23 protein-coding genes are annotated in these 25,653 nt (G+C 61.0%); 14 read left to right on the top strand and 9 right to left on the bottom strand.

Features of this window, described 5'->3' with window-relative positions; translation table 11 throughout:
- The first annotated feature begins 252 nt into the window (after positions 1-252).
- A complete protein-coding gene (gene katE, locus IF199_RS00315) occupies positions 253-2,394 on the top strand; it encodes a catalase HPII (RefSeq protein ID WP_192559406.1) in 2,142 nt (713 codons plus the stop codon).
- A 37-nt stretch (positions 2,395-2,431) separates the two neighbouring features.
- Here katE and IF199_RS00310 read toward each other — a convergent pair whose 3' ends face one another.
- The 4 genes from IF199_RS00310 to zur are packed head-to-tail and all read right to left on the bottom strand — an operon-like array spanning position 2,432 to position 5,231.
- Positions 2,432-3,145: a PA5502 family lipoprotein gene (locus tag IF199_RS00310; RefSeq protein ID WP_102621160.1), complete on the bottom strand. Its 714-nt coding sequence runs from the start codon at positions 3,143-3,145 to the stop codon at positions 2,432-2,434.
- A 37-nt stretch (positions 3,146-3,182) separates the two neighbouring features.
- Positions 3,183-3,971, bottom strand: a complete 789-nt coding sequence (gene znuB, locus IF199_RS00305) for a zinc ABC transporter permease subunit ZnuB (RefSeq protein WP_065260666.1) — start codon at positions 3,969-3,971, stop codon at positions 3,183-3,185.
- The gene (znuC, locus tag IF199_RS00300) at positions 3,964-4,749 is read right to left on the bottom strand and encodes a zinc ABC transporter ATP-binding protein ZnuC (protein ID WP_096822428.1); all 786 of its coding nucleotides are present in this window, start codon (positions 4,747-4,749) and stop codon (positions 3,964-3,966) included. Before znuC ends, znuB begins: the two co-directional genes overlap by 8 nt.
- Positions 4,749-5,231 carry a zinc uptake transcriptional repressor Zur gene (zur, locus tag IF199_RS00295; RefSeq protein WP_011331783.1) on the bottom strand — a complete coding sequence of 161 codons (483 nt, stop codon included), beginning with the start codon at positions 5,229-5,231 and terminating at the stop codon, positions 4,749-4,751. Before zur ends, znuC begins: the two co-directional genes overlap by 1 nt.
- A 66-nt stretch (positions 5,232-5,297) precedes the next feature.
- Between zur and IF199_RS00290 the strand changes: the two genes are divergently transcribed.
- On the top strand, positions 5,298-6,218 hold the full coding sequence (locus tag IF199_RS00290) for a zinc ABC transporter substrate-binding protein ZnuA (RefSeq protein WP_102621161.1): 921 nt from the start codon (positions 5,298-5,300) through the stop codon (positions 6,216-6,218).
- A 42-nt stretch (positions 6,219-6,260) separates the two neighbouring features.
- Here the strand turns inward: IF199_RS00290 and IF199_RS00285 are convergent, their stop codons facing one another.
- Together IF199_RS00285 and IF199_RS00280 are read right to left on the bottom strand one after the other, a co-directional pair.
- Positions 6,261-7,214, bottom strand: coding sequence for a homoserine kinase (locus IF199_RS00285; protein WP_102621162.1), 954 nt, complete (start codon positions 7,212-7,214; stop codon positions 6,261-6,263).
- A gap of 60 nt (positions 7,215-7,274) precedes the next feature.
- Positions 7,275-7,565 carry a DUF2782 domain-containing protein gene (locus IF199_RS00280; RefSeq protein WP_192559405.1) on the bottom strand — a complete coding sequence of 97 codons (291 nt, stop codon included), beginning with the start codon at positions 7,563-7,565 and terminating at the stop codon, positions 7,275-7,277.
- Positions 7,566-7,639: 74 nt separating this feature from the next.
- On the opposite strand from IF199_RS00280, the gene polA reads away from it, so the two are divergent.
- Positions 7,640-10,444 carry a DNA polymerase I gene (polA, locus tag IF199_RS00275; protein WP_192559404.1) on the top strand — a complete coding sequence of 935 codons (2,805 nt, stop codon included), beginning with the start codon at positions 7,640-7,642 and terminating at the stop codon, positions 10,442-10,444.
- A 425-nt stretch (positions 10,445-10,869) separates the two neighbouring features.
- Here the strand turns inward: polA and yihA are convergent, their stop codons facing one another.
- Complete coding sequence (yihA, locus tag IF199_RS00270) at positions 10,870-11,514, bottom strand: ribosome biogenesis GTP-binding protein YihA/YsxC (protein WP_096822423.1); 645 nt, start codon at positions 11,512-11,514, stop codon at positions 10,870-10,872.
- Between the two features lie 191 nt (positions 11,515-11,705).
- Here yihA and IF199_RS00265 point away from each other — a divergent pair, with 191 nt between their 5' ends.
- The 7 genes from IF199_RS00265 (at position 11,706) to IF199_RS00235 (ending at position 19,063) form a co-directional block, all read left to right on the top strand.
- The gene (locus IF199_RS00265; protein ID WP_192559403.1) at positions 11,706-12,011 is read left to right on the top strand and encodes a c-type cytochrome; all 306 of its coding nucleotides are present in this window, start codon (positions 11,706-11,708) and stop codon (positions 12,009-12,011) included.
- Positions 12,012-12,043: 32 nt separating this feature from the next.
- On the top strand, positions 12,044-12,655 hold the full coding sequence (locus IF199_RS00260) for a c-type cytochrome (RefSeq protein ID WP_169428253.1): 612 nt from the start codon (positions 12,044-12,046) through the stop codon (positions 12,653-12,655).
- Positions 12,656-12,865: 210 nt separating this feature from the next.
- Complete coding sequence (locus tag IF199_RS00255) at positions 12,866-13,507, top strand: thiol:disulfide interchange protein DsbA/DsbL (RefSeq protein ID WP_096822420.1); 642 nt, start codon at positions 12,866-12,868, stop codon at positions 13,505-13,507.
- A 14-nt stretch (positions 13,508-13,521) separates the two neighbouring features.
- Entirely contained in the window at positions 13,522-14,400 is an 879-nt protein-coding gene (locus tag IF199_RS00250) for an endonuclease/exonuclease/phosphatase family protein (RefSeq protein ID WP_096822419.1), read from the top strand.
- Positions 14,397-16,499 carry a diguanylate cyclase gene (locus IF199_RS00245; protein WP_192559402.1) on the top strand — a complete coding sequence of 701 codons (2,103 nt, stop codon included), beginning with the start codon at positions 14,397-14,399 and terminating at the stop codon, positions 16,497-16,499. The genes IF199_RS00250 and IF199_RS00245 overlap by 4 nt, the downstream gene beginning before the upstream one ends.
- A 95-nt stretch (positions 16,500-16,594) precedes the next feature.
- Positions 16,595-17,374: an N-acetylmuramoyl-L-alanine amidase gene (locus tag IF199_RS00240; RefSeq protein ID WP_102621166.1), complete on the top strand. Its 780-nt coding sequence runs from the start codon at positions 16,595-16,597 to the stop codon at positions 17,372-17,374.
- 72 nt (positions 17,375-17,446) lie between these two features.
- Positions 17,447-19,063: an EAL domain-containing protein gene (locus tag IF199_RS00235; RefSeq protein ID WP_096822416.1), complete on the top strand. Its 1,617-nt coding sequence runs from the start codon at positions 17,447-17,449 to the stop codon at positions 19,061-19,063.
- Here IF199_RS00235 and IF199_RS00230 read toward each other — a convergent pair.
- Together IF199_RS00230 and algB are read right to left on the bottom strand one after the other, a co-directional pair.
- Positions 19,060-20,850 carry a KinB sensor domain-containing domain gene (locus IF199_RS00230; RefSeq protein ID WP_096822415.1) on the bottom strand — a complete coding sequence of 597 codons (1,791 nt, stop codon included), beginning with the start codon at positions 20,848-20,850 and terminating at the stop codon, positions 19,060-19,062. The genes IF199_RS00235 and IF199_RS00230 overlap by 4 nt on opposite strands.
- A gap of 10 nt (positions 20,851-20,860) precedes the next feature.
- A complete protein-coding gene (algB, locus tag IF199_RS00225) occupies positions 20,861-22,207 on the bottom strand; it encodes a sigma-54-dependent response regulator transcription factor AlgB (protein WP_096822414.1) in 1,347 nt (448 codons plus the stop codon).
- A gap of 427 nt (positions 22,208-22,634) precedes the next feature.
- Here algB and IF199_RS00220 point away from each other — a divergent pair, with 427 nt between their 5' ends.
- From IF199_RS00220 to gltP, 4 genes are all read left to right on the top strand, one after another.
- Positions 22,635-22,919, top strand: a complete 285-nt coding sequence (locus tag IF199_RS00220; RefSeq protein ID WP_096822413.1) for a hypothetical protein — start codon at positions 22,635-22,637, stop codon at positions 22,917-22,919.
- A gap of 67 nt (positions 22,920-22,986) precedes the next feature.
- Positions 22,987-23,151 carry a DUF1328 domain-containing protein gene (locus IF199_RS00215; protein WP_003177151.1) on the top strand — a complete coding sequence of 55 codons (165 nt, stop codon included), beginning with the start codon at positions 22,987-22,989 and terminating at the stop codon, positions 23,149-23,151.
- Between the two features lie 2 nt (positions 23,152-23,153).
- Positions 23,154-23,618: an inhibitor of vertebrate lysozyme family protein gene (locus tag IF199_RS00210; protein WP_096822412.1), complete on the top strand. Its 465-nt coding sequence runs from the start codon at positions 23,154-23,156 to the stop codon at positions 23,616-23,618.
- Positions 23,619-24,315: 697 nt separating this feature from the next.
- Positions 24,316-25,647, top strand: coding sequence for a glutamate/aspartate:proton symporter GltP (gene gltP, locus IF199_RS00205; protein ID WP_011331769.1), 1,332 nt, complete (start codon positions 24,316-24,318; stop codon positions 25,645-25,647).
- Positions 25,648-25,653 lie beyond the last annotated feature (6 nt).

The raw sequence follows: 25,653 nt of genomic DNA, 5'->3' as shown, positions 1-25,653 counted from the left end.
ACCTTGTGGGGCGCGTTGGAAAAGGATCAGCGGTTAGCCGGGCGCGCATTTTAGCCTGTCCGTATAGAGGTTATTAGCATTTATTCCGCATTCAACCTTTCATTTGGCAATAACGCGATCAAAGGTCATAAAAAAGGAACGGCAAAAACCCTCGTCAGTCACTAGTTAAGCGACTTGAAACTCCGGGTACCGTGCCCGGGAACCACTCAAGAGCCCCGGCGCGACCGGGGTCAAACGAGGAGTTTACGTCTGATGAGTACCAAAAAGCCTGCCACCGACAAAAGCCAACTGGCCGGGACCAACACCCCGGATCGCGCCAACACCAACGCCAAACTCGACAGCCTGGAAAAGTTTCGCTCCGACGCCACCGGCCAGGCCCTGCGCACCAATCAGGGTGTGAAGATCGCTGACAATCAGAACACGCTGAAGGCCGGGCCCCGTGGGCCGTCGCTTCTCGAAGACTTCATCATGCGTGAGAAAATCACGCACTTTGACCATGAGCGGATTCCCGAGCGTATCGTCCATGCCCGCGGCACAGGTGCACATGGTTTCTTTCAAACCTACGAGAACCATTCGGCGCTGACCAAGGCTGGTTTCCTACGGGATCCGGGGAAGAAAACCCCGGTTTTCGTACGCTTTTCCACGGTGCAAGGGCCACGCGGCTCCGGCGATACCGTGCGCGACGTGCGTGGTTTTGCCGTGAAGTTCTTCACTGATGAAGGCAATTTCGACCTGGTCGGCAACAACATGCCGGTGTTCTTCATTCAGGACGCGATCAAGTTTCCCGACTTCGTCCACGCGGTAAAACCCGAGCCGCACAACGAAATGCCCACCGGCGGCTCGGCTCACGACACGTTCTGGGACTTCGTGTCGCTGGTGCCGGAATCGGCGCACATGGTCATCTGGGCCATGTCCGACCGGGCCATCCCGAAAAGCCTGCGCAGCATGCAGGGTTTCGGCGTGCACACCTTCCGGCTGATCAACGCCGAGGGCACGTCGCGCTTCGTCAAATTCCACTGGCGCCCCACCGCCGGCACCTGTTCGCTGGTGTGGGACGAAGCGCAGAAGCTGGCGGGTAAAGACACTGACTACCATCGGCGCGACCTCTGGGAGGCCATCGAGACGGGGGACTACCCGGAATGGGAACTTGGCGTACAGGTCATCGAGGAGGAAAACGAGCACGACTTCGATTTCGACATCCTCGACCCTACCAAACTGATTCCCGAGGAAATCGTCCCGATCACGCCGCTGGGCAAGATGACCCTCAACCGCAACCCCGACAACTTCTTCGCCGAAACCGAACAGGTCGCGTTCTGCCCCGGCCATATCGTGCCGGGCATCGACTTCTCCAATGACCCGTTGCTGCAAGGTCGGCTGTTTTCCTACACCGATACACAGATCAGCCGACTCGGCGGGCCGAACTTTCATGAGCTGCCGATCAATCGCCCGGTCGCGCCCTTCCACAACGGCCAGCGCGATGCCCAGCACCGCACGGTAATCGACAAGGGTCGCGCGTCCTACGAGCCGAACTCGATTGATGGCGGCTGGCCGAAAGAAACTCCACCGGCCGCGCAGGACGGCGGGTTCGAAAGCTACCCGGAACGCATCGACGCCAACAAGATCCGTCAGCGCAGCGAGTCGTTCAGCGATCACTTCTCCCAGGCGCGGCTGTTCTTCAAGAGCATGAGCAAGCACGAACAGGAACACATCATTTCGGCCTACAGCTTCGAACTGGGCAAGGTTGAGCGGGAGCACATTCGGGCCCGGGAAGTGAACGAGATTCTGGCCAACATCGACCTGGAACTGGCCAAGCGCGTGGCGCACAACCTTGGGTTGCCAGCGCCGGCCAAAGGCACGGTCGAGGTACGCAAGACATCTTTGGATCACTCGCCGGCCCTGAGTCAGGCCAACCTGTTGCCGGAGAACATAAAGACGCGAAAAGTGGCGATTCTGGTGGCCAATGGTGTCGATTGTGCAGCGATCGATGCGATGAAGAAGGCTCTGGCGGCAGAAGGTGCGCATGCCAAATTGCTCGGCCCGACCTCGGCGCCGGTAAAGACAGCCGATGGCAAAAGCCTGGCGGTGGATGCGTCGATGGAAGGTTTGCCTTCGGTGGCGTTCGACGCGGTGTTCGTGCCGGGTGGCGCGGCGTCGGTCAAGGTGTTGAGTGGTGACGGCGTGGCGTTGCATTACCTGCTGGAGGCTTACAAACACCTGAAGGCAATTGCGCTGCAAGGCGACGCCAGGCAGTTACTGGATGTGTTGAAGCTGGAGGTGGATGCCGGGCTGATCGAGGGCAAGGATGTGAAAGCGCTGACCAAGCCGTTCTTTGCGGCGATCGGGCAGCATCGGGTCTGGGATCGGGAAGCGAAGGCCAAGGCGATTCCGGCCTGAAAAAAACCGCAGCCTGCGAAATGCAGGCTGCGGTCATTCAAGGTTTGCGTGGGCTCAAGACCATCTGTGCCGGAACTGTGCGCAAGATCTGTTTCTCGATCTGCAGATCGAAATCCGGATCGAGCTTCTTCACGCGCTTGGTGATCAACGTCGCCAGCCACGGGTAATCATTGGTGCGCGGCGCCTGAATGCTCACCGCACAGTCGTAATTCACCACATCGGCGGCGATCGCGTCGAGTTGACGGCGAAGTTTGCGGCTATCGGTGATATTCAGCGCAACCGTGGTGCTTTCGGCGGTCGGATCGATCACCTTGGCTTTCGGCTTGGCTTCGGCGGCCTGAAGTGCCGCTTCGGCTTTCTCCAGTTCAGCCTTGCGGGCTTCGGTGATAGCACCGTTGACGCCACCGGTCAGCGCCGGGGCCTTGGGCATCAGCGCGCGGGCGCGGGCCAAAGCAGTTGCGGCAGCATTCACATCGCCCTTCTGCAGGACGATCTGGCTGCGGCGCAGATAGGCTTCGGCCAACTGGCGCTGGTATTGCTCAAGGGACTGATCGTTGGGCGTTTCGGCCTGCAAGGCTGCCAATTGGTCTTCGGCAGTGGCCAGTTCGCTGCTGGCCAGGCTTTGCTCCAGCTGTGCGATGGCCGTGGCCCGCGCATCGGGGGCTTCGGCCACCGGCGGCGTGCTTTGGCAGGCGCCCAGCAGCACTGAAAATGCGACAAGGAGCAGATAACGGGAGGCGAACGGCTTCATTCCTGCGACTCTCTATTTGCGCAAAAAACGAGCAAGTCTACACCCCTCGACGGGGCAGAACAAAACTCAGCAGAAACAGTGCGGCCGCCGTCACAACGATTGACGGGCCGGCCGGGGTGTCCTTGAACCAGGACAACGCCAGCCCGCCACACACGGCGAGCATGCCCAGCAGGCTCGCGCCCAGTGCCATCTGCTCCGGCGAGCGGGCGTGACGTTGTGCCGCAGCTGCCGGGATGATCAACAGCGACGTAATCAGCAGCACACCGACGATTTTCATCGCCACGGCGATCACCACCGCGATCAGCAACATCAACGCCATGCGCAAACCAGCCACCGGCAGGCCTTCGACCCGGGCCAGCTCTTCGTGCACGGTGATCGCCAGCAGCGGCCGCCACAACGTCACCAGCAGCACCAGCACCGCCGCGCTGCCACCGAGGATCCATGCAAGGTCAGTCGGACTGATCGCCAACAGATCGCCAAACAGATAGGCCATCAGGTCGATCCGCACTTCATGCATGAAGCTTAGTACCACCAGCCCGAGAGAGAGTGTGCTCGGCGCAAGAATGCCCAACAACGTGTCGGACGCCAGCGGCTGACGCTGTTGCAGGGTTACCAGCAGCACCGCCAGCAGCAGGCAGCCCACGGTGACCGCAACGGTCGGGCTGACATCCAGCAGAAAGCCCAGCGCCACGCCGAGCAGCGCGGCGTGGGACAGGGTGTCGCCGAAATAGGCCATGCGCCGCCAGACCACGAACGAGCCCAGCGGCCCCGCGACCACCGCCAGCGCCAGACCTGCAAGCAGGGCGTAGAACAGAAAATCAGCCATGCTTGCAGCTATCTCCGTGAACGTGAGGTTGGCCCGTCACAGGCCCTTTGACCACCGAACCGTGCAGGTCGTGGGCGTGGTCGTGATGGTGGTGATAGACCGCCAGGCTCGGCGCGTGATTGCCGAACAACTCGACGAAAGCCGGGTCGCCACTGACCTGCTCGGGATGCCCGGAGCAGCAGACGTGACGGTTGAGGCACACCACTTGATCGGTGGTGCTCATCACCAGATGCAGGTCGTGGGAGACCATCAACACGCCGCAGCCATGACGGTCGCGCAGGCGGGTGATCAGGCTGTACAGCTCGGCTTGCCCGGCCACATCGACACCTTGCACCGGCTCGTCGAGCACCAGCAGTTCCGGCTCGCGCAACAGCGCCCGGGCCAGCAGCACGCGCTGCATTTCGCCACCGGAAACGCTTTGCACCGGGCTGTCGATGACGTGCTCGGCGCCGACTTCCTTGAGTGCCGCCAGCGCACGCGGGCGATCAACACCCGGCACCAGCCGCAGAAAGCGCAGCACCGACAGAGGCAAGGTCGGATCGACGTGAAGTTTTTGCGGCATGTAACCGATGCGCAGTTTCGGCTTGCGCCAGACACTGCCGCTGTCGGGTTTCAGCAGCCCGAGCACGGCGCGCACCAGCGTGGTCTTGCCGGCGCCGTTGGGGCCGATCAGGGTGACGATCTGCCCCGGCTCGACGCTCAGGTGAATGTTGTCCAGCACGTTCTGCCCGGCAAACCGGACAGCCACCTGCTCCAGACGGATCAACGCATCGCTCATCAAGCCCCCCGGCAACCGGAGCAGAGGCCGACCACTTCGACGGTCTGGGCCTCGACGATGAAGCCGACGTCCTTGGCGCTGTGGACGATCGCGTCGCTGATGGTTTTTTGCTCAAGCTCGATGGCGGCGTGGCACTCGCGGCAGATCAGGAACTGGCCCTGGTGCGAGTGTTTCGGGTGAACGCAGCCGACAAAGGCGTTCAGCGAGGAGATGCGGTGCACCAGGCCGTTTTCCAGCAGGAAATCCAGCGCGCGGTACACGGTTGGCGGCGCAGCGCGGCGGCCGTCCTGCTCGCTGAGCACCGCCAGAATGTCGTAGGCACCCAGCGGCTTGTGGCTCTGCCAGACCAGTTCCAGCACCCGCCGACGCAATGCGGTCAGGCGCAGGCCTTTCTGTGCACACAAGGCATCGGCCTCGGACAGGGCGCTGTGGACGCAATGGGAGTGGTCGTGGGGACGGCTGGCAATCGGGGTAATAGGCATGAGCGGCGACGAGTTTGGTTAGAGACGTTATTATGTTACCCGTTCTCGCCTCCTTGAGTGGTCATCGTGTCCCGACTTTTTTCTGTTTTTGTGGCATTTGTCGCCAGTTTTCTGCTGATCGGTTCGGCCCAGGCCGAAGTCAGAGTCCTCACCAGCATCAAGCCGCTGCAATTGATTGCCGCTGCGGTGCAGGACGGCGTAGCGATTCCCGAAGTGCTGCTGCCACCGGGGGCTTCGCCGCATAACTATGCGTTGCGCCCGTCCGACGTGCGCAAGGTGCAATCGGTGGACCTGCTGTACTGGATCGGCCCGGACATGGAAGGTTTCCTGCCACGCGTGCTGAATGGTCGTACGCTGCCGAGCGTCGCGGTGCAGGACCTGCCGGGCATGAAGCTGCGTCGCTTCGCCGAAGACAGCCACTCCCACGCCGAAGACGCCGACGAGCATGATCACGATCACCGCCCAGGTACTCTCGATGCGCATTTGTGGCTATCGCCGGTGAACGCGCGGGTTATTGCCGACAAGATGGCCGCTGACCTGAGCGCTGCCGACCCGGCCAATGCCGAGCGCTATCAGAGCAACGCCAAGGCGTTCGACGCGCGTCTCGATGCGCTGGATCAGCGTTTGAAGAAGCGCCTGGCCAGCGTTGAAGGCAAACCCTACTTCGTCTTCCACGAAGCCTTCGACTACTTCGAAGAGGCCTACGGCTTGAAACACACCGGTGTGTTCAGCGTTGCGGCGGAAGTGCAGCCAGGCGCCCAGCATGTCGCGGCGATGCGTGCGCGCTTGCAGGAAGTCGGCAAGACTTGCGTGTTCAGTGAGCCGCCGTTGCGCCCACGCTTGGCCGAAACCCTGGTGGCGGGCCTGCCGGTGAAGCTGGCGGAGCTGGATGCGTTGGGTGGGTACACGCCGGCAACTGCTCAGGGTTATGAGCAAGTGCTGGAGAAGCTGGGGAATGATCTGGCAGGGTGCCTGGAGTCGCTCTAATACAAAAAAACCGCAGCCTGCACAGGCTGCGGTTTTTTTCTTTTACAGGGCAAACGGCAGCGGTGTGCTGACCTGCTGACGCTGCGCCAGACGCTGCTCGAACTCCTTCGGATCGTGAATCAGCACGTCTTGCCCGGCGAACGATTCCGCCGCAATCAACCGCGACAGCCAGAACCGCACGCACGCCACTCGCAGCATGGTCGGCCACAACTCGGCCTCGGCCGCAGTGAACGGGCGTAGCGCCGCGTAGGCACCGAGGAAGGCCCGCGCACGCGGGCCGTCGATCAGGCCATCATCGTCCGAACACCAATCGTTCAAGGCAATCGCCACGTCGTAGAGCATCGGCCCGGAGCAGGCATTGTAGAAGTCGATCAGCCCGGTCAGGTGCGTGCCTTCGAACATCGCGTTGTCGCGGAACAGGTCAGCGTGGATGTTCGCCCGCGGCAGCGCGAGAATTTTGTCTTTCTGTTGCGTGATTTCGTCCAGCGCGGTTTGCAGCAGAGCGCGCGGCGCGTCGCTCAGGTGCGAAAGAAACTGCGTGCCCTCTTCCAGCATCCAGTCCAGGCCACGATCGGTCTTGCGTTTGATCATGTTGTTGCCCTGGGTTGCCAGGTGCAGGTGCGCCTGCAAGTCACCGACCTGCGCGCAATGCTGGGCGTTGGCCTGCTTGATGTGCTTGCCGGCCAGGCGCGGCTGCAACAGCGCCGGCTTGCCTTTCAGCTCGCGCAGGGCCACGCCGTCGGTGGTGCGCAGTGCGTAAGGCACCGGCAGGTCGGCCTCGTGAAGGACGTCGAGCAGGTCGATGAAGAACGGCATTTCCTGCACCGGGCCGCGCTCGACCAGGGTCAGGACGAACTCGCCCTTTTCCATGCTGATGAAGAAGTTGGTGTTTTCGCTGCCGGCGGCGATCCCCTGGAAATCGAGCAGACGGCCGAGCCCGTAAGGGGCGAGAAAGGTTTCCAGCTCGGGCCGAGCCAGGGGGGTGAACACAGACATGGTTAAAAACTGCTCAGTTCTGGCGCCGCCATCGCGTCGGCGCCGGTTGAAATTAAGAAACTACTTCCACTCGAAAATCTTCCACGCGGGGATCAGCATATCCGGCTGGTCCGAGCGGATGAAGTTTGCATCAGTACCGTCCGCGCGCACCAGAAAATAGGGCGGAAAACCCTTCTTGGTCACCTTGATCGCGTACAGGAAACCGTTCTGCCGGTACTCCTGGATGGTCTTGTCACCTTCGGTACGGATGGTGACCTCCGGCTCCGCTGACGGCGCATCATCCGCCGCGATCGCGGCCAGTGGCGTGGTTGCAATCAAACTGACCAGCAGCAAGCGATTTAACGTACGCATGATAACCTTGTCCCTTTGTCGTCAACGGTCCCGCTATTCTAGCGCCGGACCCGCCGAAAAGGTTGATCCTGCTCATGAGCCAAGCCCCCCTCGTCCTGGTGGACGGTTCGTCTTACCTGTACCGCGCCTTTCACGCGCTGCCACCGCTGACCACCTCCAAAGGCCTGCCGACCGGCGCAGTCAAGGGCGTGCTGAACATGCTCAAGAGCCTGCGCAAGCAGTATCCGGACAGCCCGTTCGCCGTGGTGTTCGACGCCAAGGGCGGGACATTTCGCGATGAGATGTACGCCGAATACAAAGCCAACCGCCCGAGCATGCCCGACGACATGCGCGTGCAGATCGAGCCGCTGCACCAGAGCGTGAAAGCCCTCGGCTTCCCGCTGCTGTGCGTCGAAGGCGTCGAGGCCGATGACGTGATCGGCACCCTGGCCCGCAGCAGCGCGGCCGCCAATCGTCCGGTGATCATCTCCACCGGCGACAAGGACATGGCACAACTGGTCGACGGGCACATTACCTTGGTCAACACCATGTCCGGTAGTTCGATGGACGTGGAGGGCGTGAAGGAGAAATTCGGCGTCGCTCCGGAGCAGATCATCGATTATCTGGCCCTGATGGGCGACTCTTCCGACAACATCCCCGGCGTTCCCGGCATCGGGCCGAAAACCGCGTCCGGCCTGCTGGTCGGCGTCAACGGCGGCCTGACCGAGCTCTACGCGCAGCTCGATATCGTGCCGACCCTGCCGATCCGCGGCGCCAAGACCCTGCCGGCCAAGCTCGAAGAGCACAAGGAGATGGCCTTCCTCTCCTATCAACTGGCGACCATCAAGGTCGACGTGCCGCTGGACATCGGCCTCGACGACCTGCAAATGGGCCCGGAAGACCCGGCCCAACTGCTTGAGCTCTACACCCTGCTGGAGTTCAAGAGCTGGATCAACGATCTGGAACGCGACGCCAAGCGTCTGGAACTGAGCAGCGCCGCTGCCCCTGAGCCGGCCGCCGATCTGTTCAGTGCACCTGCGGAAGAAGCGCCGGTCGCTCCGGCTGAAGCCGCGTACGAAACCATCCTCGATCAGGCCCGTTTCGACGTCTGGCTGGAAAAACTGAAGAACGCCAAGCTGTTTGCCTTCGACACCGAAACCACCGGCGTCGACGCCCAGCAGGCGCAACTGGTCGGTCTGTCCTTCGCGGTGCAGGCCAACGAAGCGGCCTACATCCCGCTGACCCACTCCTACATCGGCGTGCCGGAGCAGCTGGATCGTGACACCGTGTTGCGCGCACTCAAGCCGATTCTGGAAGACCCCAGCAAGCTCAAGGTCGGCCAGCACGCCAAGTTCGACATGAACATCCTGGCCAACTGCGCCATCGGTGGCGATCAGAGCCAGGGCATCACCGTGCGCGGCATTGCCTTCGACACGATGCTTGAGTCCTACGTGCTCAACTCCACCGCCACCCGTCACGACATGGACAGCCTGGCGCAGAAGTACCTGGATCACACCACCGTGAGCTTCCAGGACATCGCCGGCAAAGGCGCCAAGCAACTGACCTTCGACCAGATCGCTCTGGAACAGGCCGGGCCCTATGCCGCCGAAGATGCCGACGTCACCCTGCGCCTGCACCAGACGCTGTTCGAAAAACTCAGCGCCATCCCGAGTCTGGCCAGCGTGCTGACCGACATCGAGATCCCGCTGGTGCCGGTGCTGGCGCGCATCGAGCGTCAGGGCGCATTCGTCGATGCTGCACTGCTTGGCGTTCAGAGCATCGAGCTGGGCGACAAGATGGTCGCGCTGGAGCGTGAAGCGTTCGAAATCGCCGGTGAAGAGTTCAACCTGGGCTCGCCGAAGCAACTCGGCGTGATCCTCTACGAAAAACTCGGCCTGCCGGTGCTGAAGAAAACCGCCAAGGGCCAGCCGTCCACCGCCGAAGAAGTGCTGGCGAAACTGGCCGAAGACGATCACCGCTTGCCAAAAGTGCTGATGGAACACCGTTCCATGAGCAAGCTGAAAAGCACCTACACCGATCGCCTGCCGGAGCAGATCAACCCGCGCACCGGGCGTATCCACACCTCGTATCATCAGGCTGTGGCATCGACCGGTCGCTTGTCCTCAAGCGATCCGAACCTGCAGAACATTCCGGTGCGCACCGCTGAAGGCCGACGCATTCGTCAGGCGTTCGTCGCGCCGAAAGGCTACAAACTGCTGGCGGCGGACTACTCGCAGATCGAATTGCGCATCATGGCGCACCTGTCCCGCGACGAAGGCCTGATGAACGCCTTCCGCAACAACCTGGACGTGCACACCGCCACGGCGGCCGAAGTGTTCAAGGTCGAGCTGAACGAAGTGACGTCCGACCAGCGCCGTGGCGCCAAGGCGATCAACTTCGGCCTGATCTACGGCATGGGCGCGCAGAAGCTGGGCAAGGACATCGGCGTCGACACCAAGACCGCCAAGGCCTACATCGACACCTACTTCGCGCGCTACCCGGGCGTTCGTGAATACATGGATCGCACCCGGGCGCAGGCAGCAGATCAGGGCTACGTGGAAACGATTTTCGGCCGTCGCCTGTACCTGCCGGACATCAACTCCAACAAGCCGCAGGAACGCGCCGCTGCCGAACGCACGGCGATCAACGCGCCGATGCAGGGCACCGCAGCGGACATCATCAAGAAAGCCATGGTCGCGGTGGATAACTGGCTGAGCGCTTCGGGGCTGGACGCCAAAGTCATCCTGCAGGTGCACGACGAACTGGTACTGGAGGTTCGCGAGGATCTGGTCGATCAGGTTCGCGACGAAATTCGCGTCCACATGAGCGAAGCGGCGAAACTGGACGTGCCGTTACTGGTGGAAGTCGGGGTTGGCAACAACTGGGACGAGGCGCACTGAGGCCTCTGGGACGGGGTTTTGCCGCGACATGACGTCGCGGCAAAGGCATCGAATGACGCTTAGTTCTGATCGCTCTTGAGCTTATTCCAAAGTTTTTTGAAAAGAATCTGAACTAATCTTGCGACAGGCCACTCAGAGTTACTGAATGGCTGGTGAAGCCCTTCGATGCTCCTATGTTGTGTTAAGTGTTGGCAGATATCTGAACCCCGCCCTAGCGGTTCGGAACTTGAACCCCGGAACTTCTCCCTCCCCATATGAAGTCCGGGGCTTTTTTTTGCCCCAAAACTGCCTGTGGCGCAGCCATGCTGCGTTAAAAGCACAACAAAAAATGCTCATTTAGGTTCCCTAAAGTCGAGCGCGACCCCGGCCGTTTTTGCTGCACTTTTGCCTTGCCTGGCAGCACCACAAGCAGTTTTGAAATCCCTTTACTCTGCCGCGGCCTCTGCGCCTTTATCCGCCAACTCCATCCAGCCCGCCAACACAGTGTAGGCCTCTTCCAGGCCCATGCGCTTTGGTGCGGAGAACAGCTGGATTGTCACCAGATCACCCCAACCCTTACGAATTTCCGACTGCACCTTGAGCAGCGTGTTCTTGGCTGCGCCGTAGGTCAGCTTGTCGGCTTTGGTCAGCAGAATGTGCATCGGCATGCCGGCCGCAACGGCCCAATCGAGCATCAGCAGGTCGAAGTCGGTCATTGGATGACGGATGTCCATCATCAGAATCAAACCCTTCAAACTCTCGCGGCCACCGAGGTAAGCCTCAAGGTGACGCTGCCAGTGTTGCTTGAGCGGGATCGGTACTTTTGCATAACCGTAGCCCGGCAGGTCGACCAGACGCCGTTCATCGTCTAGCTTGAAGAAGTTCAACAGCTGTGTGCGACCCGGGGTTTTCGAGGTGCGCGCCAGGCTGGCGTGAGTCAGTGTGTTCAGCGCGCTGGATTTACCGGCGTTGGAACGACCGGCGAACGCCACTTCGAAGCCTTCGTCGTCGGGGCACTGATCGACTTTGGCGGCACTGAGCATGAACGTGGACTGTTGGCACAGGCCGAGGATGGGATTCTTGAGTTGCATGGGATTTCCGATGTGGGCGGCGCCGGGATTGGGCGCGGAACGCGGTGTCGCTTCCGTTTCAGTGACGCCAGTATATAATGCCGCAGATTTTGTGTGTGCTTTGTCCCAGCGAAGGATGAAGTTCACGAGAGCGACAGACCTTGATTGCGCATTAGAACGCAGAACGCTCTCAACCCTGAAAAGGTCGTTTTATGACGAAATGGCTGCTGGCTGCCGGAGTCTTGATGCCGCTTTACAGCGCACAGGCTACACAGGATCCGGAAGCAGTGTACAACCGTGTTTGTGGTGCCTGTCATTCCGGCCAACTCCCCATGGCGCCCAGAAGAGGCGATCAGGAAGCTTGGACGCCGAGGTTGGCGAAAGGTATGGAGACGCTGGTGCAACACCTGACCCAGGGTTTCAAGGCGATGCCGCCGCGTGGTTTGTGCATGGACTGCAGTGCCGAGGATTACCAGGCCATCATCCTCTGGATGAGCGGAAGTAAACCCGGTCCATAACTCTTAACCCTTAGCCGTAGTTGGATTAGCTGATGAACAAATTGATCGTGAGTCTGCTGTTGACCGTGGGAATCTCAGGCTTCGCCCATGCTGCCGGTGATGCCGCCGCAGGCCAGGCGAAAGCCGCCGTTTGCGGGGCCTGCCATGGCCCGGATGGCAACAGCATGGCGCCAAACTTTCCAAAACTGGCCGGACAGGGTGAACGCTACCTGACCAAGCAGTTGCACGACATCAAGTCGGGCAAGCGCACCGTTCTGGAAATGACCGGGCTGCTGACCAACCTGAGCGATCAGGACCTGTCCGACATCGCCGCCTACTTCGCCAGCCAGAAAGGCAGCGTCGGCGCCGCCGATCCGAAGATCGTCGCTCGCGGTGAAGCCCTGTTCCGTGGCGGCAACCTGGAAAAAGGCCTGCCAGCCTGCACCGGTTGCCACTCGCCGAACGGCGCCGGCAACGCAGCCGCCGGTTTCCCGCATCTGGGTGGCCAACACGCTCAATACATCGCCAAGCAACTGACCGATTTCCGCAAGGAAGAAGCCGGCCGCAGCAACGACGGCGATGCCATGACCATGCGCACCATCGCTCGCAAGCTCAGCGATGAAGACATCGCCGCGGTCTCCAGCTACATCCAGGGCCTGCACTAAGGCCGGGCCTGCGATGGTGATTCGAGCGTTGCGTGCGAAGGACAACGCCTGCCACGTTAACGCTCGATTAATCCGTTGCATGAAGTATAAAAAGGGTGGCTTTGGCCGCCCTTTTTTGTGGCCGCTGCCGTTACACTACAGAACTCATGCCCGCCAGGATCTGTCTGAAAACAGGTCGCGCGAGGCGACCAATTTGCCCAGGAGTAAAGCATGCGTAATCTGATCATCAGCGCCGCCCTCGTCGCTGCCAGCCTGTTCGGCGTGACGGCCCAGGCCGCCGAAGCACCTGCCGCCCCGTACGTCGAACTGAGCAACCCGGTGCCGGTTGCCGTGCCTGGCAAGATCGAAGTGGTGGAGCTGTTCTGGTACGGCTGCCCGCACTGCTACGCCTTCGAACCCGTGATCAATCCGTGGGTTGAAAAACTGCCTTCCGACGTCAACTTCGTGCGCATTCCTGCCATGTTCGGCGGCCCGTGGGACGCTCACGGTCAAATGTTCCTGACCCTGGAAGCCATGGGCGTCGAGCACAGTGTTCACGCAGCCGTGTTCAACGCGATCCAGAAAGAACACAAGAAGCTGACCGACAAGAACGACATGGCCGACTTCCTCGCCACTCAAGGCGTAGACAAGGACAAGTTCCTGGCCACCTTCGACTCCTTCGCCATCAAGGGCCAGATCATCAAGGCTCGCGAACTGGCCAAGAAGTATGAAATCTCCGGCGTTCCAACCATGATCGTCAACGGCAAATACCGTTTCGACATCGGCTCCGCCGGTGGTGCCGAAGAAGCTCTGAAGCTGGCTGACCAACTGGTCGCCAAAGAGCGAGCGACCAACAAGGCAGCCGCCAACTAAGCGCGGCAATCGCCATGCGCCGCTGGGGAGCCGAACGTCTCGTTGGCCTGCATGATCCGCAGGTCAACGAGCATCACCTGGAATCCACGGGCCTGCCCGCAGACAGCCGTTTGCGTCTGCTCAGCTTCAACATCCAGGTCGGCATCAGTACCGAGCGTTATCGGCACTACCTGACCCGCAGCTGGCAGCATCTGCTGCCGCACCCCGGGCGCTCCGGCAATCTGCAAAAGATCGGCAATCTGCTCGGCGACTTCGACCTGGTCGCCTTGCAGGAAGCCGATGGCGGCAGCCTGCGCTCAGGCTACGTCAATCAGGTCGAACACCTGGCCCACCTCGGCGCCTTCCCCTACTGGTATCAACAACTCAATCGCAACCTCGGCCGGCTGGCCCAGCACAGCAACGGCGTGCTCAGTCGCCTGCGTCCGTGGGCGATCGAAGACCACCCGCTGCCGGGGCCGAAAGGTCGCGGGGCGATTCTGGTACGTTTCGGCGAAGGTCCCGAGGCGCTGGTGGTGGTGATGATGCACCTGGCGCTCGGCGCCCGGGTACGCACGATGCAACTGGCCTACATTCGCGAACTGATCGGCGGCTACAAGCATCAGGTCCTGATGGGTGACATGAACACCCATGCCAGCGACCTGCTCCAGCACTCGCCCTTGCGCGACCTCGGCCTGCTGGCCCCGCAACTCGAAGCGACGTTCCCCAGCTGGCGCCCGCAGCGCTGCCTGGACCATATTCTGCTCAGCCCGACCCTGACCCTGGAAAAGGTCGAAGTGCTGGCACAACCGATTTCCGATCACCTGCCCGTCGCGGTAGAGATTCGTCTGCCGGGTTCGCTCACGGCCGATGCATTGCCCGCGTTGAGTCCTGCCCCTCGCGGAACGCCTGAATGAGCGACGAAGCCCAGCGCTGGAAAGAGAAATACCTCAAAAGCATCGAACAACAGGAAAAGCTCGAACGTCGATGGGACGCCCGGCTCGACCTGCTGCGCCGCGGCCTGGTGCGCAGCACGCTGGCGGCGGAAGGCACCGACCGCGTGGTCGATCAATGCATGAAAGAAATGCGCGACGTGGTGCGCACCGACGACATGGATGCCGGCCTCGCCGCCCTGTTGCCGCGCCTTGAAAAAGCCGTGCTCGACTCCGAACAGCGTCGTGAAACCCGGATCAATCAAGTCAGCACGGCCCTGAACTCACTGGTGACTCAGCTGCAATCGCTGCCCCTGCCCCGGGAAGTCGCCCAGCCACTGAAGAAATTCGCCAAGCAGCTGGATGGCCGGGTCAGTCAGGCGCGGGAAATGCCGCTGCTGCTCAGCGAACTCAGCGGCTTGCAGGGCAAGGCCCTGAGCCAACTGGAGACTCCGGCGGAACCGGGACGTCCGGGACTGTTGCAGCGCCTGTTCGGCAGCCGCGACAGCGAGGAAACGCCTGCACCTGTGGCTCAGCCTGCCGTGGCTTCTCCAGCCGCTCAGCCAGAGCAACCACCCGCTGCACCTGAAAGCACGCCAATGCCAGAAGCGCCTGTCGCAGTCGTCGAACCGGCAGCCATTGCGACCGTCAGTGAAGCACCGGTCGCCGCACCTCTGGTCGCGCCACTGCAAGCTTCAGCACCTGCACCACTATCAACACCCGAGCCTGTTGCAGAGCCGGAAGTGGTTGCCTTCGAGCCTGCCCGGATCATTACAGAAGTCGTCACCGCTCCCAGCGAACCGGAACCCGCCGAGCCAGAACCCGAGCCGCAAGCCTTCACGCCACCTCCGGTCTTCGCGCCAGCAATACCGGCGGCCTTCAACCCCGACGAACTGATCCACCCCGGCGACAACCCGCTCCCGGTCATCCTCGACACCCTGCCCTTGCCCGAACCAATCGCGCAGGCATTGGCGGCCATCGATCCGGAGCAGTCCGAGCAGGACATTCTCTACGCGTTACCGGACTCGCCCGAACCGTCCTACAGCTCGGTGGCCAAACACATCGAAGACACGCTGATCGGCCTGCTGGACGATCTGACCTTGCCGGAACGCCATCGCCCGCAAGCCGAGGCCATGCGCGATCGGCTGAAACATGGGCTCAATTGGTACGAATTGCTACCGATCCTCGACGATCTGGCGACCTTGATGCTGGCCATCACCGACAGCGGCCAGCACGAGTTTGAAGCCTATCTGCAACAACTCAACGAACGCCTCGAGGCGTTCCAGAGCAACCTGCAGGCCGCCAGCGAAGGTCATGCCGACAACAGCTCCGCGGCGCGGGCGATGGACACGCAGATCCGTGAACAGGTCGATGGCCTGCAGAACAGCGTGCAGGAAGCGGCGGATCTGAACGACCTCAAGCAGGTACTGGAAAACCATCTCGAAGGCCTGCTCGGCACGATGGACCAGCACCAGAAACAGCGTGACGCCCGTGAACAGGAAGTGGCTGGGCGCCTGAAAAGCCTGGCCGAGCGCGTAGCGCACATGGAACAGGAAGCCCTTGGTTACCGCGAGCACCTTGAAGAGCAGCGCCAGAAAGCCCTGATCGATCCGCTCACCGGCCTGCCCAACCGCGCCGCCTGGAGCGAGCGACTCGACCACGAAATCGCCCAATGGCAGCAGCACGGCAACACCCTCAGTTTGGCGATGCTCGACCTCGATCACTTCAAACGCATCAACGACAACTACGGGCATCTGGCCGGCGACAAGGTGTTGAAGATCATCGCCACGGTGCTGCGCAAGCGCCTGCGCGGCAGCGATTTCATTGCGCGCTTCGGCGGTGAGGAGTTCGTCCTGCTGCTGCCGGCCACCCCGCCGGCCGTCGGCGCCAAACTGCTGGAAACCCTGCGCGCCTCCATCGAGGCCTGCCCGTTCCACTTCAAGGGTGAGCGAGTCACGATCACTATTTCCATGGGGCTGGCGGCGTTCAGGCCGGGAGAACACAGCGATCTGGTGCTCAAAAGAGCCGATCAGGCGTTGTACCGGGCCAAAAACGCAGGCCGCAACCGGGTGGAGCTGGGCTGAAGACAATTGTTCCATTTCATTTAAATCAGCCCTTTTGCCGTTCGCACGCAAGTCAGTACGTTACACTGTTGCATTATCGACTTGCGTGTACTGCCATGAAATTCCTTGCTCTCATCGCGTCGCTGCTCGTTCTGGCCGGTTGTGCCAGCGGCCCGCGCTACGACACCAGCCACCCTTCTGCCAATCACGACAGCCGCGCGCAGTTCGTGATCGTGCATTACACCTCCGCCTCCCTCGAGCGTTCGCTACAACTGCTGACCCACGGTGAAGTCAGCAGCCACTACCTGATCGGCGACGACAAGAACGGCACGATCTACAAGCTGATGGACGAAAACCTGCGCGCCTGGCATGCCGGCGAAAGCGAATGGCAGGGTCGTACCTGGCTCAACTCAAGCTCGATCGGCATCGAAATCGTCAACCCTGGCTTCAAGGACACTCCGACCGGACGCATTTGGTACCCGTACAGTGAAGCCCAGGTGCAGTCGCTGATCGTGCTGCTCAAAGACATCAGCAAACGCAACGGCATCAGCCCGGACCACATCATCGGTCACAGCGACATCGCACCGTTGCGCAAGCTTGATCCGGGCCCGTTGTTCCCGTGGAAGCGCCTGGCCGCCGAAGGTCTTGGCTTGTGGCCCGATGAACACGCCGTAGCCCGCCAGCAAGTAAGGTTCGACGTCGAGTTACCGAGCATCAGTTGGTTCCAGGCGCAACTGGCACGCCTGGGCTACGCAACGCCGCAGAACGGCGAGCTGGACGTGGCGACCCGCCATGTACTCGCAGCCTTCCAGATGCACTTCCGCCCTTCCCGCTTCGACGGCACCCCGGATGCGCAAACGGCAGCCTTGCTGCTGGTGCTGAATCAGACAAAATAATGACGCCCGCCCGACGGTCAGGGCGAAAGTGCAATCAGCAGCTATAACTCATTGGTAATTCTTCGGATATCCATGATGGTTGCTACCCGAGAGACGCTGCGTAGCTGGTTTTATCGCCCCTGGTTTCTGGCGATGCTGGCGGCTGTCCTCAGTGCGAGTCTGCTGATCACCGGCGGGTTGTTCGTGGCCGTGCATCAGGTCGAACAAAGCGAAAGCCAGGAAATGAACGCCCAGGGCGAGCGCTTCCTGGCCCGACTGGAACAGTTGTTCGGCCAGTTGCGTGAAAGCCTCGACGACCTCGAGGCCCAGCCCCTGCGCAGCTGCGACGACGAGATGATCGCCACGCTGCAGCAAGTGACCTTCAACTATCGCTTCGTCTATGAAGCTGCCTATATGGACGCCTCGCGGATCTGCTCCAACCGCCCGCGTCAGGAAGGCCTGTCGGTCGTGCGCCCGCCCGACATCAAGGGCCCGACCTACAGCTACTGGCTGAACACCACCACCGAACCCGATGAAAATCGCGCGGCGCTGATGCTCGGGCGCGGCAACTTTCGCGTGGCCACCTCACGCGGGCACCTGACCGACATGGTCGACCTGTCCCCCGGCAGCAGCCTGCTGGTGGTGCTGGACCATGGCAGCCGGGCGATTCCCGTGCTCGGCGTGCCACAGACATGGCCGCCCACCGAGCCATGGCCTCCAAAGAGTCTGGACGCCCTGCAAGTCACCCAGAGCCATCTGATCTATCGCATGCCCACCGACAACCCGGAATACCAGTTGGTGCTGATTACCCCGCGCACCGGCATGCACATCCCCGAGCTTTGGTGGTGGATGGTGCCGGTCTGTCTGCTGCTGGGCGTGCTGGTCGGGCTCACCGTGTTCTGGCTGGTGCGTCAGCATCAATCACTGGATGCCGAACTGCACGGCGCGATCCGCCGCGGCGAATTGCAGGTGCTGTATCAACCGATCTTTGACCTCGACAGCCGTAACTGCGTCGGCGCCGAAGCCTTGCTGCGCTGGCGCCGGCCGGACGGCACGCTGACCAGTCCCGACCTGTTTATCCCGATGGCGGAAAACACCGGGCAGATCCGCCAGATGACCGACTTCGTCCTCCAGCGCCTGCTGGAACAACTGGGCCAATTACTGCGGGCCAATCCGCAGTTGTACATCTCGGTGAACCTGGCGGCGTGCGACGTGATGGTGCCGCGTATCGGCCAGGTCATGGCGCGGCTGTTGACGCTGCACCGGGTGGCGGCACGGCAGATCGCCTTTGAAGTGACCGAGCGCGGCCTGATCGATGTGGTGGTGGCCCGGGAAAACCTGCAAGCGCTGCGCGATGTCGGCCATCAGGTGCTGATCGACGATTTCGGCACCGGCTATTGCAGCCTCGCCTACCTGCAAACCCTGCCGGTGGATTGCCTGAAAATCGACAAGGCGTTCATCGATGCGCTCGGCCATGACGCCGCCAGCAGCGGCGTGGCGCCGCACATCATTCACATGGCCCAGGCACTGGATCTGAAAGTGATCGCCGAAGGGATCGAGTATGAGTCCCAGGCGGCGCTGCTCAGCAGCGAAGGCGTGAAGTTCGGCCAGGGCTGGCTGTTCGCTCACGCCTTGAGCGCCGTGCAATTCATCGAGCTGATCACCCGAGGACGGCGTCTCGCCGGCCGCCGGATGGATGACGAGGCCTAGACCGCCAGCGCCATGTAGAACTGCGTGCCCTGCCCCGGTCGCGAATAGACACCCATCCGCCCGCCGTGCAACTGGACGATTTCCTTGCACAGCGCCAGCCCGAGCCCGGCCCCGCCCTTCTTGCGCCCGACCTGAACGAACGGTTCGAAGATCCGCCCTTGCTGGCCATAGGCAATACCTTCGCCATTGTCCTCGACGCTGATGATCACCCGCTCGCCATGCCGGCGCGCCTGCAAACGGATCAGGCCGTCGCGGGCGGTATGGCGCAACGCGTTGTCGATGAGGTTGTCCAGGACTCGATCCAGTTGGGCCTGGTCAGCCTGCAAACGCGGTAGCGGGCCTTGCACCTCAATGTTCAATGCAACGCCCTTCTGCGCTGCCGAGTCGGCAAAACGCGATTGCGCCTGGGCCAGCAAATCCTCGATGGAGCACGGCGCCAGCGCGAGTTTCTGCAGGCCGCTCTGATAGCGCGAAAAATTCAGCAGATCGTTGATCAGCTGCATCAAGCGCTGCATCTCTTCATTGACGGTGTCGAGCAGATCGGACTCCCGGGATTCCGCCGGAAACTTCGCCCGCTCACGAAACAGCCCGAACGCCATGTGCATGCCGGTCACCGGCGTGCGCAGTTCGTGTGATGCACGCAACACGAATTCGCTGCGCACCCGCTCGAAGGCCCGCTGTTCGGTGACGTCATGCAGCACCATCACCGCGCCGAGGATATGCCCCTGGGTGTGGCTGACCGGGGTCAGGCTGTAGGTCAGCAGTCGCGACTCGCCGTCGACCTCGATGCTCAAATCTTCCGGTGCGCGCTCAAGAGTGCCGCCGCGCAACACCAGTTGCAGCTGCGCATCCAGTTCGGGACGCTGAAGCGCAGTGCCAAGGCCCTCGCCAAACCGGTCGCTGTCCCAGCCCAGTTGCCGCTGGGCCACCGGGTTCAAGTGTTCCAGATGCCCCTGGCGGTCGATCATCAACAAGCCGTCATCGATGCTGTCGAGCACGGCCTGCAAGCGTTGCTGGCCGGCCAGCAGTTCATCGACATTGGTCGCCTGATGCTCGCGTAGCGCTTCGGCCATCAGCCCGAAACGCCGGGTCAGCAGGTTGATTTCCATGGCCGAGGACACCGGCAAGGTCACTTCGAAATTGCCCTGGCCGATGTTGTCCGCTGCTTTCGCCAGTGCCTCGATCGGTGCACCGAACCGGCGAGCAATTCCTTGAGCGGTGATGAAGCCGATGATCAACACCGCCAGCCCCACCAGCCCGAGCAGACCGGCGATCAGCAGCGCCCGGTCGCGGGCGGCGTGTTGCACGGCGTTGATGTTATCCAGTGCGTGCTTGTGCTCGGCGATCAGACCGTTGCGCAGGGTATTGAAGCGCTCGCGCAAGTCGCCACCGCCACTCAGGGCCGCGCCTGGATTGCGAGACACGTCGAACGCCTGAAGAAAGCTCAGGTAATCGGCCTTGGCCTGACTGAATCCGTATTGACGGTCGTCGTCTTTCTGCTCCTGGGCGATACCCTCGTCGAGCAGCTCGAAGTAATGCTGTTTCGACGCTTCGAAGGCGGCTGGATCGGGCTTCTCGGCGAGCATCATGATCAACTGGTCGCCCAGGGTCTGGCGCAGCTTGAGCCCCAGATCGAGGGTGACGAAGTTGTTGCGGATCAACGCCTCCTGAGTCCCGGCCATTTGCATCACGCTGACCAGCCCGAGCATCAGCCCGAGCAAGGCCACGGTGATCAGCGCGGAAATGCTCAGGAACAAGCGGGTCCGCAACTTCATCGCCAGTTTCATCGGCGCACGCTCACAAGTTGTACTGCTTGCGCTTGCGATACAGGGTCGAGGCGTCGATCCCCAGGGTTTTGGCCGCTTGGTCCAGGGTGCCGGCGGTCGCCAGTACCGCGCCGATGTGGGCTTTCTCAAGTTCATCAAGGCTCAGGGCAGCGCCGACCCGTGGAGCGTTGTTGGCCGGCTGCTCAGCCATGCCGAGATGGCTTATCTCAACGCGCTCCTGCGGGCAAATGATGCTCGCCCGCTCTACCACGTTGCGCAGCTCGCGGATGTTGCCGGGCCAGCGGTAACCCAGCAGCGCTTCCCGCGCCTCGTCACTGAAACCCCGGGCCGGGCGCGCGTATTCCTTCACGAAGCGAGCAAGGAAACGGTCGGCCAGAGTCAGAATGTCCTCAGCGCGCTCGCGCAACGGCGGCAAATGCAGGGTGATAACGTTCAGGCGATAGAGCAGGTCTTCGCGGAAGCGTCCGTCGCGCACCATGTCTTCAAGGTTGAGGTTGGTGGCCGCGAGAATGCGCACATCGGCGCGGCGGGTAACCGGATCCCCTACCCGCTCGTATTCCTTGTCCTGGATGAATCGCAGCAACTTTGGCTGCAAGGTCAGTGGAAAATCGCCGATCTCGTCGAGAAACAGCGTACCGCCATCGGCTTGGTTAACCCGGCCCAGCGTGCTTTCACTGGCACCGGTGAACGCGCCACGACTGTGGCCGAACAGCTCGCTTTCCATCAGTTCGGCGGTCAGCGACGGGCAATTGATGGTGACGCAGGACTTCTTCTCGCGCTTGCTCCAGCCATGGATCGCCCGGGCCAGTTCACCTTTACCGGTGCCGGACTCGCCAAGGATCAGGATATTGGCGTCGGTGCTCGCCACCTGCCGCGCGGTTTCCAGTACGACTTTCATCGCCGGGCTGTGGGAATCGAGACCGTCCCTGGGTTTGCGGATCTCGCCTTCGAGGGCTTCCAGACGCGCCGAGAGCTGGCGCACTTCCAGCTGCTTGGCAGTGGCCAGACGCAACTGGTCAGGGCTGCACGGCTTGACCAGATAGTCGGCGGCACCCGCCTGAATCGCGTCCACCGCCGTGTCGACGGCCGAATGAGCGGTGACGATCACCACCCGCATCCACGGCGCCTGAATGCGCATCTGCGCCAATACATCCAGGCCGTTGTCTTCGCCCAGACGCAGATCGAGAAAGCACAGATCGAACACTTGACGCTGCAGCAGCGCGTCAGCCTGGGCCGCGCTGTTGGCGGTGGCGACGGTATAACCTTCGTCTTCGAGGCAATAACGGAAGGTTCGCAGGATGGCGGATTCATCGTCCACCAGCAGAATGCGGCCTTGGTGCTCAGTGGCTGATTCCATTTTTCCTACGCTCCATAAGTGAATGTCTTGGTTTAGTCCCGGAAAAATCGGGCAAGTTGCATGGTTGATTCTGATCGATTCCAGTCATAGCAGGGTAGCTCTCTCCTGCCCTCACGGCTAATCCACTGAATTTGTTGAATTTTTAAACAATCAGCGTTTTTCAGGCATTTGCCTGCGTCCTTTTCTGACATCCGCACCCTGCTCTCAATTCAAAAAGAATGATTTCTCCTACGAAACAATCGTGCATTACGCACGACCGTGGCGGACCCATCGTGCAGGATGCGTCGTCAGGATTTTTCTACGCATCTTTAACTATTTGATTTTATTGATTTTTTTCAAACAAAAAAGCTGGCATGCAGGCTGCAATACCTCTCTCAGCCCGGGCAGATATGCACTGCCCTAACCGAATAAGAGTGAGGAACCCAGGATGACTCGCCAACGTGCCGCCCAAATGCGTATCTCGCCCCTGCATCTACAGCAGGGCCTGTTTGGCGCACTTGCGCTGTTGATCACCCTGATCGCCTGCCAGCAATACCTGCGCTGGGAACAGAGTCAGCAAGCTGAGCCATTGATTTCCATGCAGCACGCGACACAAACGCACTTCAGCGCCGTCAGCAGCAGCCAGGCGGATAACGGCGCGATGCGGATGATGGATGTCGACCAGCCACAACCCTTGGGCGACATGCCACGCGAAGAACGCTGGGTTTTCTGATCAACGAATCTGGGCGCCCCCGCGCCGAGACCGGCAACACCCCTAAATAGAAACAAGGAGAATCACCATGTTGAGCTGGGCAATCACATTCCTGATCATTGCCATCATCGCTGCAGTACTGGGCTTCGGTGGTATCGCGGGCACCGCCACGGGTATCGCCAAGATTCTCTTTGTCGTGTTCCTGGTGATGTTCATCGCCTCGTTCTTCTTTGGCCGTCGCGGCCGAGGTTGACCATGAGTGCTTTAAAGACACTGGCAGCCGCCCTGCTCCTGGGCGGCAGTGCCATGGCGATGGCGGCCAATGATGGCCAGGCGCGGGTCAACGAACTGTTGAGTTCGGACCCGCACTACAGGGAAACCTGGGAAGGCGTGGTGAAGAAGGAAGAACGCCTGCCGGAATGGGTGATGAACCTTTCCGGTACGCCGGACCAACAGATGAATGCCGTCACTGAAGACGGCGACAAGTACCTGGTCGGGCCGCTCTGCGAATCCCAGGACAAGTGCCTCAACCACCGCTTGATCGTCGCGTTCAGCTTCGACAAGAAACACGCTTACGCCATGCTGGTCGATGTGCCCGAAGGACTGCCGGCCGACAAGTCGCCAACGCGACATGCGACCTACCGCTTCCTCGGCAAACCCGATCAGGGCATGCAGGATCTGTTGATGGAAACGCTGAAGAAAGATCCGAACTGGTATTGAACATGAGGGCAGCAACGCGCTGCCTTCCATTGCGCCCGCCCGAGGAAGGCCGGCGCATGACCAGGGGGCCGGGACGTTCTGACTGTTGCAGGGTCGGAGTGACCTACGGGTACAGGGAGTGCCTGCGATGAGGGCCGGGTCAGGGTAAAAGCTGCGACGCAAGTTCGCCAACCCGGGGTGGTTCGACGGACTTGCGCTGAGCTTTCAAAGTGACAAAACATTGATCCAGAGCGTTCTGCTCATCTTTTTATCGCTCACACTGCGCGCGAAAAGCGTTTCGCGGTGTTTCGTCGCGACCGTATATCGAGAAAGAGTCGATTGAGCCAGTCGGACTTTTAGTTTCCAAACGTAGGCTTTTTCCTAAATTTTTCGTCGAAATCACTCGTTCAAAAAATAACCAACCTACGCTGTAATGGCCGGTTCACGGCACTTATGCCTGCTGAAATGTCGTATTCGAACCGGTTGGGACGCCAGTTTCATTTAAAAAAGCTCATGCCGATTCGGCATAGGGTAGGCGTTTACGGCATTAGACGGCGCAACCTTGCATCGGAATAGTTGCGCCTTTTTTCGCCTGCCGGAGAGCCGTAAACACGCGGCCCGGGGCACCTTATACGGAGGCAGATGCACAAACTTTTCCGCTAAAGAGCGTTCCAGTTCCTGCATGTGCCTGAGTCAAACGCAAGTAAGGGTAAAGATAATGAAGAAGGCAAAGCTTAGCCTCGCCTGGCAGATCCTCATCGGTCTGGTATTGGGGATTGCAATCGGTGCGTTGCTCAACCATTTCAGTGCCGAGAAGGCCTGGTGGATCAGCAACGTCCTGCAACCGGCAGGCGATATCTTTATCCGTCTGATCAAGATGATCGTGATCCCGATCGTCATCTCTTCCCTGATCGTCGGCATCGCCGGTGTGGGCGACGCCAAGAAGCTCGGGCGTATCGGCCTGAAGACCATCATCTACTTCGAAATCGTCACCACCATCGCCATCGTTGTCGGCCTGCTGCTGGCCAACCTGTTCCATCCGGGTGCCGGCATCGACATGAGCACCCTGGGCACTGTGGATATCTCCAAGTACCAGGCGACCGCCGCCGAAGTACAGCATGAACACGCGTTCATCGAGACCATCCTCAACCTGATCCCGTCGAACATCTTCGCGGCCATGGCCCGCGGCGAAATGCTGCCGATCATCTTCTTCTCCGTGCTGTTCGGCCTCGGTCTGTCGAGCCTGCAGTCGGACCTGCGCGAGCCGCTGGTGAAGATGTTCCAGGGCGTCTCGGAAAGCATGTTCAAAGTCACCCACATGATCATGAACTACGCGCCAATTGGTGTGTTCGCTCTGATCGCGGTGACCGTAGCCAACTTCGGTTTCGCCTCGCTGCTGCCGCTGGCCAAACTGGTGATCCTGGTTTACGTCGCCATCGCCTTCTTCGCCTTCGTGATTCTGGGCCTGATCGCCAAGATGTTCGGTTTCTCGGTGATCAAGCTGATGCGCATCTTCAAGGATGAGCTGGTCCTGGCTTACTCCACCGCTTCCTCGGAAACCGTGCTGCCACGCGTGATCGAGAAGATGGAAGCCTACGGCGCACCGAAAGCCATCTGCAGCTTCGTGGTGCCGACCGGTTACTCGTTCAACCTCGACGGTTCGACCCTGTACCAGTCCATCGCCGCCATCTTCATTGCCCAGCTGTACGGCATCGACCTGTCGATCAGCCAGCAACTGCTGCTGGTCCTGACCCTGATGGTTACCTCCAAAGGCATCGCCGGCGTACCGGGCGTGTCCTTCGTAGTACTGCTGGCCACTCTGGGCAGCGTGGGTATTCCGCTGGAAGGCCTGGCGTTCATCGCCGGTGTCGACCGTGTGATGGACATGGCGCGTACCGCCCTGAACGTGATCGGCAACGCCCTCGCGGTACTGGTTATTGCCCGTTGGGAAGGCATGTACGACGACGCGAAAGGCCAGCGCTACTGGAACTCGCTGCCGCACTGGCGCAGCAAGGAAAAACTGCCGGCCGGTGACGTTTCCAAGAACTGATCCCCG

The sequence above is a fragment of the Pseudomonas allokribbensis genome, from assembly GCF_014863605.1.
Classification (GTDB): Bacteria; Pseudomonadota; Gammaproteobacteria; order Pseudomonadales; family Pseudomonadaceae; genus Aquipseudomonas; species Aquipseudomonas allokribbensis.
This window is presented reverse-complemented; position numbering and strand designations above follow the sequence as displayed.